This is a genomic window from Edaphovirga cremea, assembly GCF_003332275.1.
Lineage (GTDB): Bacteria > Pseudomonadota > Gammaproteobacteria > Enterobacterales > Enterobacteriaceae > Edaphovirga > Edaphovirga cremea.
On the sequence record NZ_QOVA01000034.1, the window covers coordinates 1 to 11,487 of the forward strand.

General features: G+C 47.1%; 15 protein-coding genes and 1 rRNA gene. 6 read left to right on the top strand and 10 right to left on the bottom strand.

Going from position 1 to position 11,487, the window contains the following annotated elements; translation table 11 throughout:
• Positions 1-196, bottom strand: a 16S ribosomal RNA gene (locus tag DRI82_RS22205); the annotation flags it as partial.
• 539 nt (positions 197-735) lie between these two features.
• Between DRI82_RS22205 and DRI82_RS22210 the strand changes: the two genes are divergently transcribed.
• Positions 736-1,278, top strand: a complete 543-nt coding sequence (locus DRI82_RS22210) for a gamma carbonic anhydrase family protein (RefSeq protein ID WP_114196086.1) — start codon at positions 736-738, stop codon at positions 1,276-1,278.
• Here the strand turns inward: DRI82_RS22210 and DRI82_RS22215 are convergent.
• The 6 genes from DRI82_RS22215 to dprA are packed head-to-tail and all read right to left on the bottom strand — an operon-like array spanning position 1,266 to position 5,103.
• Positions 1,266-1,526: a DUF1488 family protein gene (locus DRI82_RS22215; protein WP_114196087.1), complete on the bottom strand. Its 261-nt coding sequence runs from the start codon at positions 1,524-1,526 to the stop codon at positions 1,266-1,268. The genes DRI82_RS22210 and DRI82_RS22215 overlap by 13 nt on opposite strands.
• Complete coding sequence (gene aroE / locus DRI82_RS22220) at positions 1,523-2,341, bottom strand: shikimate dehydrogenase (protein WP_114196088.1); 819 nt, start codon at positions 2,339-2,341, stop codon at positions 1,523-1,525. The genes DRI82_RS22215 and aroE overlap by 4 nt, the downstream gene beginning before the upstream one ends.
• 10 nt (positions 2,342-2,351) lie before the next feature.
• Positions 2,352-2,918 carry an L-threonylcarbamoyladenylate synthase type 1 TsaC gene (gene tsaC, locus DRI82_RS22225; RefSeq protein ID WP_411705523.1) on the bottom strand — a complete coding sequence of 189 codons (567 nt, stop codon included), beginning with the start codon at positions 2,916-2,918 and terminating at the stop codon, positions 2,352-2,354.
• Positions 2,908-3,465, bottom strand: coding sequence for a DNA topoisomerase family protein (locus DRI82_RS22230; RefSeq protein ID WP_114196090.1), 558 nt, complete (start codon positions 3,463-3,465; stop codon positions 2,908-2,910). The genes tsaC and DRI82_RS22230 overlap by 11 nt, the downstream gene beginning before the upstream one ends.
• Positions 3,466-3,488: 23 nt before the next feature.
• The gene (locus tag DRI82_RS22235) at positions 3,489-3,962 is read right to left on the bottom strand and encodes a DUF494 family protein (protein ID WP_114196091.1); all 474 of its coding nucleotides are present in this window, start codon (positions 3,960-3,962) and stop codon (positions 3,489-3,491) included.
• The gene (gene dprA, locus DRI82_RS22240; protein ID WP_114196092.1) at positions 3,934-5,103 is read right to left on the bottom strand and encodes a DNA-protecting protein DprA; all 1,170 of its coding nucleotides are present in this window, start codon (positions 5,101-5,103) and stop codon (positions 3,934-3,936) included. The genes DRI82_RS22235 and dprA overlap by 29 nt, the downstream gene beginning before the upstream one ends.
• A gap of 131 nt (positions 5,104-5,234) precedes the next feature.
• Here dprA and def point away from each other — a divergent pair, with 131 nt between their 5' ends.
• The 5 genes from def (at position 5,235) to mscL (ending at position 10,082) form a co-directional block, all read left to right on the top strand.
• On the top strand, positions 5,235-5,747 hold the full coding sequence (gene def, locus DRI82_RS22245) for a peptide deformylase (RefSeq protein WP_114196093.1): 513 nt from the start codon (positions 5,235-5,237) through the stop codon (positions 5,745-5,747).
• A 23-nt stretch (positions 5,748-5,770) separates the two neighbouring features.
• Positions 5,771-6,718, top strand: coding sequence for a methionyl-tRNA formyltransferase (gene fmt / locus DRI82_RS22250; RefSeq protein ID WP_114196094.1), 948 nt, complete (start codon positions 5,771-5,773; stop codon positions 6,716-6,718).
• 79 nt (positions 6,719-6,797) lie between these two features.
• Positions 6,798-8,087, top strand: coding sequence for a 16S rRNA (cytosine(967)-C(5))-methyltransferase RsmB (gene rsmB / locus DRI82_RS22255; RefSeq protein ID WP_114196116.1), 1,290 nt, complete (start codon positions 6,798-6,800; stop codon positions 8,085-8,087).
• 52 nt (positions 8,088-8,139) lie between these two features.
• Positions 8,140-9,516, top strand: a complete 1,377-nt coding sequence (gene trkA, locus DRI82_RS22260) for a Trk system potassium transporter TrkA (protein ID WP_114196095.1) — start codon at positions 8,140-8,142, stop codon at positions 9,514-9,516.
• Between the two features lie 149 nt (positions 9,517-9,665).
• Positions 9,666-10,082, top strand: coding sequence for a large-conductance mechanosensitive channel protein MscL (gene mscL, locus DRI82_RS22265; RefSeq protein WP_114196096.1), 417 nt, complete (start codon positions 9,666-9,668; stop codon positions 10,080-10,082).
• Between the two features lie 75 nt (positions 10,083-10,157).
• Here mscL and DRI82_RS22270 read toward each other — a convergent pair whose 3' ends face one another.
• The 3 genes from DRI82_RS22270 to rplQ form a co-directional block, all read right to left on the bottom strand.
• Positions 10,158-10,337, bottom strand: a complete 180-nt coding sequence (locus DRI82_RS22270; RefSeq protein ID WP_114196097.1) for an alternative ribosome-rescue factor A — start codon at positions 10,335-10,337, stop codon at positions 10,158-10,160.
• Positions 10,338-10,412: 75 nt separating this feature from the next.
• Entirely contained in the window at positions 10,413-10,862 is a 450-nt protein-coding gene (gene zntR, locus DRI82_RS22275) for a Zn(2+)-responsive transcriptional regulator (protein ID WP_114196117.1), read from the bottom strand.
• A 217-nt stretch (positions 10,863-11,079) separates the two neighbouring features.
• Positions 11,080-11,469 carry a 50S ribosomal protein L17 gene (rplQ, locus tag DRI82_RS22280; RefSeq protein ID WP_114196098.1) on the bottom strand — a complete coding sequence of 130 codons (390 nt, stop codon included), beginning with the start codon at positions 11,467-11,469 and terminating at the stop codon, positions 11,080-11,082.
• Between the last annotated feature and the right edge of the window lie 18 nt (positions 11,470-11,487).

The window sequence follows — 11,487 nt, forward strand, 5'->3', positions numbered from 1 at the left end:
TTGCTCTTGCGAGGTCATGCGGTATTAGCTACCGTTTCCAGTAGTTATCCCCCTCCATCAGGCAGTTTCCCAGACATTACTCACCCGTCCGCCGCTCGTCACCCAGGGAGCAAGCTCCCTCGTGCTACCGCCCGACTTGCATGTGTTAGGCCTGCCGCCAGCGTTCAATCTGAGCCATGATCAAACTCTTCAATTAAAAGTTCGATTTGCTTCAACCAGTGAAGCGATGCTCAAAGATTACTTTCTGCAAATTCATTGCCCCTTGCGGGTCAATGGATACTGCTTTGGTCACTCTTCAAGACTTGTTATCTTTTGTCCGTCTTTCGACGGTGGATATTGTCTTGTGAGTGCCCACACAGATTGTCTGATAAATTGTTAAAGAGCAGTGCGTTAGCCGCCGTGGCGCTATCGCGAGGTGGCGTATATTACGCTTTCCTCATTCAGAGTCAATCACTAATTTCGTGAATCCACCCTGCTTTAAATCTTTTTCGTCCCGGTCGCTTTGTGAAGTGAATCACTTGCGCCGTGTCGATGGAGGCGCATTATAGGGATCCCGCGTTTTTGCACAACCCCTTTTTTGATCTTTTCTTATCGTTTGCACACTTTTCCATCCCTTCGCCGAGATCTTGCACGATCACATGGTTTTTTAACCGGATCCCGCCATGGGGTTGGTTGTAATTCCACCAGCAACAGCTAGTATTGCGGATAAACATAATCTCTCTAAGGCAATAAACTATGGTGGAATCATTACGTCCCTATAAAGATAAGTGGCCCACACTCGGTAAAAAAGTGATGGTTGATAGATCGAGTGTGATCGTCGGAGATGTCAGTCTGGCAGACGACGTCAGTATCTGGCCTTTGGTTGCGATTCGTGGCGACGTAAATAAAGTCGTGATTGGTGCTCGTACCAACATTCAAGATGGGAGCGTATTGCATGTCACGCACAGCTCAGATTTCAATAAAGAAGGATTCCCTTTATTGATAGGGGAAGACGTTACCATTGGGCACAAAGCGATGTTGCACGGATGCCAGATCGGCAATCGGGTACTGGTGGGTATGGGATCCATTTTGCTTGATGGTGCAATAGTAGAAGACGATGTAATGATTGGCGCCGGTAGTTTAGTCTCGCCAGGCAAGAAGCTCGAAAGTGGCCACCTCTACTTAGGCAGCCCAGCCAAGAAAATCAGACCCCTTACTTCTGAAGAAATAGCGGGGCTGAAATACTCATCGAATAACTATGTACGCTGGAAGGATGAATATCTGGCTCAGGATAAATAGATCCAACCCTGCGGATCTACATCGTCCTGAAGGATCCTTTGTTCTAACTCATCTTCAATATCCCAACGTTTCTGTCTGAATCGAGCCAGAAACTCTTCTGGGGATGCCGAATCTGAAATGTCAGGTGCGATCATGGCAACACCGATCGCACACTGTATTTGAAAACCATTGGCTATCGCAGATATCACCACACAACGTCTCTCTGTATCCCAACGCTCATTGTCCGAAAATTGGATCGCCTGATTCATGCTTTCATTTCACGTTGCAACTGCTCAAGCACGGGCGCAATGTTCGGTAAGACACCGTGCCATAGCATAAACGCATGCGCAGCCTGACCCACCAGCATTCCCAGTCCATCGGCAATTTCAGTAGATCTATGCTGCTTTGCCCATGAAAGGAATGCTGTCAGTCCGCTCTGATAAAACATGTCATAACAACGCGTACCAGAGAGATCCATTGCATCAGGTAATGCGGGCACATCGCCCTGGATTCCGGAAGCGGTAGCATTAATGATCAGATCGAAAGGTTCATCCGCAAGAGAAGACATCTCTTCACTGGTAATGTCTCCGATATGCGAAAATAGCGCCACCAATTGCTCGGCACGATCGTTGGTTCGGTTGGTAATGACCAACTTACAACCGTAAGAGAGTAACGGCAGGATGACACCTCGTGCCGCACCGCCAGCCCCCACCAACAGAACTCTGTCGCCAGGTTTGATCATCCCCAATCGTTCAAGATCGCTGAGCAAACCAATACCGTCGGTGTTATCACCTAACAATTGCCCGTCATCCAGCTTTTTTAACGTGTTGACCGCACCACTCAACGCAGCTCTTTCAGTCAGGACATCCGCTTCTGCGCAGGCTCTTTCTTTGAAGGGAGTGGTGATATTCGCTCCTCTGCCACCCGTCGAAAAAAAGGTTCTCAGAATCTCTTCAAAGCTTTCATGGGGCGCTAACACTCTGCCATACGAATGTTCAATACCTGTCTGCTCGGCAAATAGGGCGTGAATGCGTGGCGACTTACTGTGACTAATTGGATTACCAAAAACGACAAATGAATCCATCTCTTTTCCTTTAACCCTGACGATATAACTCACCGGTCAATGCATCCCTGATTTCAGAAGGATTCTCACGGCCACCGACAGAACCACGCAATACCGGGAATGAATCGCCGAATTGCAGCCTGACTTCATGCTCGCTTCTACAAGGGGGATAACCCGTTAAATTCGCGCTGGTTGATACCAGCGGCTTGCCATACTGGCGACATAATTGTTGTACTAAAGGATGGTCGGTGACCCGCACAGCCAGTGAATCAAAACGCCCCGTCAACCAACCCGGTGTCTCTGTCTTGGCAGGAATAACCCAGGTAATGGGCCCTGGCCAACTGGCGAATATCCGCTCACGCTGCTGACTCGTTAAAACCGCATCTTCAATATAAGGAAGAAGTTGCGCATAATCCGCAGCAATAAGAATCAGCCCTTTTTCTTTTGGTCGCTGTTTAAGCAGCAGTAACTCATTCACGGCATGTTCACTATCGGGATCACATCCCAACCCAAACACCGCTTCAGTCGGATAAGCGATAACTTCCTGACGCTTCAATACTTCTACTATCGCCAAAATGGCTACTTCATCACTCATCATCTTCTTTATCGTTCAGCGCCGGTTTAGCACATATTTTGCTGGCACAGAAAAGCTTTACGCCATTAGCAGTACGCTTTTCCATCAGCAGCGGATAGCGGCAATATTCACACTGTCCAGCGACCGGTTTGTTATTAATAGTAAATTGGCATTCTGGATAGCGATCGCAGGAATAGAATGCTTTGCCAAATCTTGATTTACGTTGCAACAATTTGCCATGTCCGCATTGAGGACAGCTTAATGTTGTTTCGTCGGGTTTATCGATAACTTCTGTATGGTCGCATTCAGGATAATTTATGCAACCGACAAACATACCATAGCGCCCTTGTCTCAGAACCAACGTAGATTGGCATTTGGGGCAGGTCTGTCCCTCCAGAACTTTCACAACATGGCCATCTGCCAAGGTTTTGAGCGGTCTGATAAATTGGCAATCAGGATAGTTTGAGCAACCAAGAAAGGGGCCGTGGCGTCCACTTCGGATCACCAACTCGGCCCCACATTCAGGACATGGTTCGTTTTGCTTCGCAGCAAAAAGCGCGGTTTTTGCCATACTCTCTTCTTTAATGTTATCGCTTAGTGCAGATAACCCTCATTTACTTCAAATAGCAGCTCTTCCATTTGCTGATAAGCGCTTTCATATCCAGGAATATTAAATAACACCATCAGCACCACCCACTTGAGATCTTCAAGATCAAACTCATCGGCGTCGAGAGCCATGACACGGTCTATAACCATTTCCCTGGTTTCAAGGTTGAGCACTTGTATTTGTTCAAGAAACAGGAGAAAGCCTCTGCAACTGACATCCAGCCTGAGATTTTCTTCCTCGGTATAGATCCTCAAGGCAAAAGGATCCGCATCCCTCATATAGGTGGCAGCTTCACCCTCTTGTAAATCAGCCAGTTTCTCCAGCCAATTTAAAGCATTGTAGATATCTTCCCGATGAAAACCTGCTCTCGATAAATCATCTGTCAGCTTATCCTGGTCGACGTTCATCTCCGCTTCGTTGTGAATGTAAGTTTCAAACAAGTACATTAGTACGTCGAACATGGCATGCCCTCCTAATCCGGACATAGCCGCCGGGTACAGCTGCGATCCACCCTGCTAACTCCAGATCAAGTAACTTGATTACCACTTCTGGCACAGGTTGGCCGGCACGTTCGGCGACGACGTCAACAGGTGTCACCTCATATCCTACGTTAGCCAACACATCAGCAAATGGCAATTCAACTTCACAATCTTCTGCAGAAATATTCAATTCTTGCTGAATTGAGGGAGAATTCGGCCTGCTCACAACAGAATCCTCCCCTTTCGTTAAAGATAGCCACTCCAGGCCACCAGCGAGTTGCTCGATGACATCTTCAGGTCGGGTGACCAAATACGCCCCTTGCTGGATTAACCAGTGCGTCCCTTCACTCGTGGGACAACCCAAAGGCCCGGGCAGAGCAAAAACATCCCTGCCTTGTTCCAGGGCACAGCGAGCAGTAATGAGTGAGCCGCTGCGTAATCCAGCCTCAACAATGACTACCCCTTGGCTTAAGCCGCTGATAATGCGATTACGCCGCGGAAAATGGGCAGGTAAAGGGGGTTCTGTTGGGAGAAACTCCGAGACCAGCGCGCCATGTTGTTCAAGAATACGGGCAGCTAATCCTCGATGTGAAGACGGATGAATTTTCATCAGACCGCTACCCAATACTGCGATGGTTTTACCTTGCGCTGCCAACGCCGCACGATGGCATATGGCATCAATACCCAAGGCCAGTCCACTGGTGAGGGTATAACCCGCAGACACGATACCTGTTGAAAAATACTGCCCCCAATGTTGCCCGTAGTCACTGTACTGGCGACTACCAACCATCGCTATTTGTTGCGAATTCAGCAGACGGGTATTTCCTGAGACAAATAGCATGAGAGGTGGTGAAGGAATATGTTTCAGAAGAGCCGGATAGTCAGGATCAAGAAAGGTGATCAGATGGTTTTGCGGAGTTTGGAGCCAAGTAAGGGCGGTATCAAGTTGAGATTGATTGGGGTGCAAAAAAGCGTGAATTTCTGCATTATTCATACCTTGACTGAATAATTCTTTCGCGTCACCTGACGAAGAAAGTAATAGCTTTGTTGCTATTTTGACACTGCGTTTAACACCTAACCCCTTGACCATTCTCAGCCTTAACCACACTTCGACTGCTTCCATCGCGGCTTCCCTACCAAATACCATGTTTTGGCTATCAGTTGTATTGGCAGGGGATGCTGTCAATCAGGGCAGGAAATGTCTAGAATACAGTCTGAATATCATCTATTACCCGGACGCAGATCTAGATATATATGTCAGTATTACAGATATTACATTTCCCAGACGAGAGGCTTCGCACCGTTGCCAAGCCGGTAAAAGAAGTCACTCCTGAAATCCAGCGCATCGTGGATGATATGTTTGAAACCATGTATGCGGAGGAAGGTATTGGCTTGGCTGCTACTCAGGTAGATATCCATCAGCAGATTATTGTTATTGATGTATCCGAAGAACGCGATCAGCGTTTGGTACTCATTAATCCTGAGTTATTGGAAAAAAGCGGTGAAACAGGGATCGAGGAAGGATGTCTTTCAATTCCTGATCAGCGGGCGTTGATTCCACGTGCAGAAAAAGTGAAAGTTCGTGCTATAGATCGTGAAGGCAAAAGCTTCGAGCTGGAAGCTGATGACCTGCTGGCGATTTGCATTCAGCACGAAATGGATCATTTGGTCGGCAAATTATTCGTGGATTACCTGTCACCACTTAAACGTCAGCGTATCCGTCAGAAGCTTGAGAAAATGGCGAAGCTCAACACACGTATCGATTAATCTTTCGATAGCAGGAAAGCAAAGTGTCTGATTCATTGCGTATTATTTTTGCCGGAACACCTGACTTTGCAGCGCGTCATTTAGACGCGCTTTTGTCTTCTGAGCACCAAGTTATTGGTGTTTTCACCCAACCAGATCGTCCCGCGGGTCGTGGCAACAAACTCACTCCTAGTCCCGTTAAAATGTTGGCAGAACAACATGGGATTCCAGTATTCCAACCGAAATCCCTTCGCCCAGAAGAGAGTCAGCGTTTAGTTGCCGATCTCAATGCCGATATCATGGTCGTTGTCGCTTATGGTTTGATACTCCCTAAAGCCGTTCTCGATATGCCAAAACTTGGCTGTATTAACGTCCATGGTTCTTTACTTCCACGCTGGCGTGGCGCTGCTCCGATTCAACGCGCTTTATGGGCGGGGGATACTGAGACGGGTGTAACCATTATGCAGATGGATGTAGGACTTGATACGGGTGATATGTTGCATAAAGTATCCTGCGAAATCAGCCCTGAAGACACCAGCGCCAGTCTGTACGACGCACTTGCCCAACTCGGTCCGCAAGGATTGCTCGAAACCCTGACACAGTTAGCGGAAGGTATAGCGATACCGGAAGTTCAGGACGAGTCATTGGTGACTTATGCTGAAAAGCTCTCCAAGGAGGAAGCTCGTCTGGATTGGCGTCTGTCTGCCGGGCAACTTGAAAGATGCATTCGCGCTTTCAATCCGTGGCCAGTAAGCTATTTTATGGTTGAAGATCAGCCAGTTAAAGTGTGGAAATCTGAAGTTGCTCAGAACGTTTCTTCCGTCCCTCCCGGAACTATCGTCAGTGCAGATAAGCAGGGAATCAAAGTGGCAACTGCTGATGGCGTATTAAATATTACACAGTTGCAGCCAGCAGGGAAAAAAATGATGTCTTCCCAGGATTTGCTTAACTCCCGTAAAGAATGGTTTGTTGTAGGCAAGCTGTTAGACTAAAACCAATAACGTACATCGTCTGGCGTATCTGTCGGGCAATCCTTTCCTAATGATGCTGACGTTTGTCAGCTTTTTGGCTATGAAAAACACATATAATCTACGCAGCATTGCTGCTAAAGCCATCGGCCAGGTGCTCGATCAAGGGCAATCACTTTCAACCGTTCTTCCCGGTTTGCAAAAATCCATTTCCGATAAAGACCGCGCACTGTTGCAAGAATTGTGCTTTGGTACGCTGCGTGTTCTGCCTCAGCTTGAATGGTGCATCAAACAGTTGATGGCTCGTCCAATGACGGGGAAACAACGCCCACTTCATTATTTACTGATGATTGGTCTTTATCAGCTGATACACACACGCATCCCTGCCCATGCCGTGCTGGCAGAAACCGTTGAAGGTGCTGTCGCACTCAAACGCCCACAGTTGAAAGGCCTGATAAATGGCGTACTCCGCCAGTTTCAACGCCAACAAGAAGAACTCTTGCAACGCGCAGTCAATACTGAAAGCCGCTATTTACATCCAGGTTGGTTAGTCACCCGCCTGAAGAAAGCCTATCCACAGCAATGGGAAGAAATTCTTCTGGCGAATAACCAAAGACCACCCATGTGGTTGCGTGTAAATCGTATGCACCATACGCGGGATGAATATTTGGCTCTGCTTGAACAGGCGGGAATAGAAGCCGCACCTCACGCGTATTATCCTGATGCGGTTCGGTTAGTTGTACCTTGTCCTGTGACTGCTTTACCAGGCTTTGAAGAGGGTTGGGCTACTGTTCAGGATGCCTCTGCCCAAGGTTGTGTTGAATTTCTTGATCCGCAAAATGGCCAGCAGATCCTCGATCTGTGTGCTGCACCCGGAGGAAAAACAACGCATATTCTTGAGGCTGCACCAAAAGCACATGTCTTGGCCATAGATAGTGATGAACAGCGTTTGACGCGTGTTAATGAAAATCTGCAACGACTAAAACTTCATGCGGAAGTGAGGGTCGGAGATGGCAGGGAACCCGCCACTTGGGCTGGCGATCGTATGTTTGATCGGATTCTGCTTGATGCGCCTTGTTCTGCAACTGGCGTGATCCGCCGTCATCCTGATATCAAATGGCTGCGCCGTGATAGTGATATCGCGGAACTCGCCGCTTTGCAGTTAGAGATTCTCGATGCCATTTGGCCACGTCTAAAGAATGGTGGTGTAATGGTGTATGCAACCTGTTCCATATTGCCTGAAGAAAACAGCGAACAGATCTCCGCGTTTCTTGCGCGTCATAAGGATGCTCAATTAGTCGAAACAGGAGACAAAAACCAGCCGGGGAAACAGAATCTGCCACATGCTGATGACGGTGATGGCTTCTTCTACGCTAAGCTAATTAAATGCTGATCGGCAGGTCACTGAAGAGTTTCATTCTTTATAGAGGCACTCAGAGCTAACTATGAAAATTATTATTCTCGGCGCGGGTCAGGTTGGTGGGACGTTGGCGGAAAATTTGGTGGGTGAAAATAACGATATTACCGTTGTTGATACCAACGCGATGCGCTTACGGCAATTACAAGACAAGTTCGATCTGCGCGTCGTACAAGGCCACGCCTCACATCCTCGCGTATTGCGAGAAGCTGGGGCGGATGATGCTGATATGCTTGTTGCTGTGACCAACTCCGATGAGACCAACATGGTCGCCTGCCAGGTCGCTTACACGCTATTTAATACACCAAACCGTATTGCCCGTATTCGCTCTGCAGAATATATCCGCGATGCTGATAAATTATTCGTTCCTGAAGCCGTGCCCGTTGATCATCTTATTTCCCCTGAACAACTGGTCATCGATTATATTTATAAGCTGATTGAATACCCAGGTGCTCTGCAAGTGGTCAACTTTGCCGGAGGCAAAGTAAGTATTGCAGCAGTAAAAGCCTATTATGGCGGCCCGCTGGTTGGAAATGCCCTTTCTGCCATGCGTGAACATATGCCTCATATCGAAACGCGTGTTGCTGCAATTTTTCGTCAGGATCGTCCAATTCGACCACAGGGTTCGACGATTATTGAAGCTGGGGATGAAGTCTTTTTCGTAGCGGCCTCCCAACATATTCGCGCAGTAATGAGCGAATTGCAGCGGCTTGAGAAACCGTACAAACGCATCATGATCGTGGGTGGAGGCAACGTTGGTGCAGGACTTGCCCGCCGATTGGAAAAAAACTACAGCGTTAAACTTATCGAAAAAGACCAACTGCGAGCGGCAGAACTTGCTGAACTTTTGCAAGATACCATCGTGTTTTATGGGGATGCTTCTGATCAAGAGTTATTGGCTGAAGAACACATTGAGCAAGTCGATGTTTTTATTGCCATCACCAATGATGACGAAGCCAATATTATGTCCGCGATGCTGGCGAAACGGATGGGTGCCAAGAAAGCCATGGTATTGATTCAGCGCCGCGCTTATGTCGATCTGGTTCAAGGCAGCGTTATTGATATTGCTATTTCTCCTCAACAGGCCACCATTTCAGCACTTTTGGGACATGTTCGAAAAGCCGACATCGTCAGCGTTTCCTCTTTACGCCGAGGTGTAGCAGAAGCGATAGAAGCCATCGCTCATGGTGATGAAAGCACATCCAAAGTTGTCGGGCGCACAGTCGATCAAATAAAATTGCCGCCAGGAACGACTATTGGAGCCATCGTGCGCGGTGACGAAGTTATCATTGCTAATGGGGCATCCAGAATTGAGCAAGGCGATCACGTCGTTATGTTCATCACAGATAAAAAGTTTGTACCTGATGTAGAGCGTTTATTCCAACCGAGCCCATTCTTTTTATAGAAATAATGCGCTTAGGGTATAAGTTGCCTTAAATAACAATAACCTGACGTAAGCTATGGTTATATACCATGCGAATTTTATTCGCTTATTTGTGTTAAATAGTCTTTACTTTGTAATACTTGAGTTCTTAATTTGGCAAGGAGTTATATATGAGTTTGATGAAGGAATTTCGCGAATTTGCGATGCGCGGTAATGTTGTCGACCTCGCAGTCGGTGTGATTATCGGTGCTGCTTTCGGGAAAATTGTTTCCTCATTAGTCGCGGATATCATCATGCCGCCTTTGGGTCTTCTGCTAGGCGGTATAGATTTCAAACAATTCCACTGGGTATTGCGCGAAGCTGAAGGTGCAGTCCCAGCCGTTGTTATGAATTATGGTTCATTCATCCAGTCTGTCTTTGACTTTGTCATCGTTGCCTTTGCTATCTTTGCTGCAATTAAGCTGATGAATCGCCTACGCCGCAAAGAAGAAGAAAAGTCAGCAGCACCACCGAAGCCAACTGCTGAAGAAACATTATTGGCAGAAATTCGTGATTTGCTTAAAGAGCAACAATCGCCAAGACTCTAATTAACCTTGCCTATGAAAAAGCCATCAATTCGATGGCTTTTTCAATACAATATTCAGAAGGCCAGTGGTAAACATTCAGTTAAAACGTTTGCCACTGGCCTCCCAGTTACTTCCTTTACCGTGTTTTTCTTTACGCCGATAACTCCCTTTTCCTTTTACATTCTGTTCCTGACGTTGACGGAATAGTGGATCATGTAAAAGAGCCTGCAATGCATTATCTTTGATCACACCTTTGGTGTGTTGGTACTTACTCATCTTTCACCTCTGAAAAGTTATTGGTAATAAAGCGTATTGATCATACTGCTGAGCAAGGGTTTTATGGAAGCATTTTCATTTGAAAGGAGCACTCTTCGTGCTTAAAGGCTGCCGAGCACTTCCAGCACCGGCTTCCAATGCTTCAAGTATTGAACACGAAGCGCTTGAATGACTACTGCCACAACACGCATTACTCAATCTTTGCAATGAATCTCGCATCCGTTCGAGTTCGAGGAGTTTTTGCTCAACCTCGGCCAAACGACTATCAACGATCGACTTTGACTCATGACAAGTATGATGAGCAGGATCTATTCGGATCGATAGCAATTCGGAGATCGCATCTAGCGTAAATCCCATTTTCTTGGCATAACGTATAAAGCACAAACGCTGAAGATCGTTCTCGCTGTACAACCGATATCCAGAGTCACTTCGAATCTCATGATCCATCATCCCCTGCTTTTCATAGTAGCGGATGGTATCTGGAGTAACTTCTGCCAACTGAGCTAACTGACCAATTTTATACATCACCATCACCTCGAAACCTGGCATTGAGTAAATCAACATACGTGCCGTTGAAAATCGGTACTGATAGCCGCTTGATATAAACGTGATATCGCCAAAGTCAGTAATATCATAACGAGAAACTTAGGGAAATACTTCAAAAATGGAGGGAGCAAACAGAATCGTAAATAACACACATAAAAAAAACCGGGCAAGCCCGGTTTCTTCACGCTTTTACAGATTACTCTGCAGTAGCTACTTCTGCTTTTGACTCTGCACGATCAACGAGCTCGATGTATGCCATCGGCGCATTGTCGCCTGCACGAAAGCCACACTTCAGAATACGAGTGTAACCACCGGCACGGCTCGCGAAACGCGGGCCCAGTTCATTAAACAGTTTTGCCACGATCTCGTTATCACGAGTACGGGCGAATGCCAGACGACGATTAGCTACGCTGTCGGTCTTGGCAAGAGTAATCAGCGGCTCAACAACGCGACGCAGCTCTTTCGCTTTCGGCAGGGTCGTCTTGATTATTTCATGACGAACCAAAGAGCCGGCCATGTTACGAAACATAGCCTGGCGATGGCTGCTGTTACGGTTCAGTTGACGACCACTCTTACGATGGCGCATGACCTTATCCTTCTCAGT

Coding starts and splice junctions, on each gene's coding strand:
- DRI82_RS22230 (WP_114196090.1), bottom strand. CDS start 3,465: ATGGCAAAAACCGCGCTTTTTGCTGCGAAGCAAAACGAACCATGTCCT.
- DRI82_RS22215 (WP_114196087.1), bottom strand. CDS start 1,526: ATGAATCAGGCGATCCAATTTTCGGACAATGAGCGTTGGGATACAGAG.
- DRI82_RS22270 (WP_114196097.1), bottom strand. CDS start 10,337: ATGAGTAAGTACCAACACACCAAAGGTGTGATCAAAGATAATGCATTG.
- aroE (WP_114196088.1), bottom strand. CDS start 2,341: ATGGATTCATTTGTCGTTTTTGGTAATCCAATTAGTCACAGTAAGTCG.
- dprA (WP_114196092.1), bottom strand. CDS start 5,103: ATGGAAGCAGTCGAAGTGTGGTTAAGGCTGAGAATGGTCAAGGGGTTA.
- DRI82_RS22235 (WP_114196091.1), bottom strand. CDS start 3,962: ATGTTCGACGTACTAATGTACTTGTTTGAAACTTACATTCACAACGAA.
- zntR (WP_114196117.1), bottom strand. CDS start 10,862: ATGTATAAAATTGGTCAGTTAGCTCAGTTGGCAGAAGTTACTCCAGAT.
- mscL (WP_114196096.1), top strand. CDS start 9,666: ATGAGTTTGATGAAGGAATTTCGCGAATTTGCGATGCGCGGTAATGTT.
- trkA (WP_114196095.1), top strand. CDS start 8,140: ATGAAAATTATTATTCTCGGCGCGGGTCAGGTTGGTGGGACGTTGGCG.
- rplQ (WP_114196098.1), bottom strand. CDS start 11,469: ATGCGCCATCGTAAGAGTGGTCGTCAACTGAACCGTAACAGCAGCCAT.
- rsmB (WP_114196116.1), top strand. CDS start 6,798: ATGAAAAACACATATAATCTACGCAGCATTGCTGCTAAAGCCATCGGC.
- tsaC (WP_411705523.1), bottom strand. CDS start 2,918: ATGATGAGTGATGAAGTAGCCATTTTGGCGATAGTAGAAGTATTGAAG.
- def (WP_114196093.1), top strand. CDS start 5,235: ATGTCAGTATTACAGATATTACATTTCCCAGACGAGAGGCTTCGCACC.
- DRI82_RS22210 (WP_114196086.1), top strand. CDS start 736: ATGGTGGAATCATTACGTCCCTATAAAGATAAGTGGCCCACACTCGGT.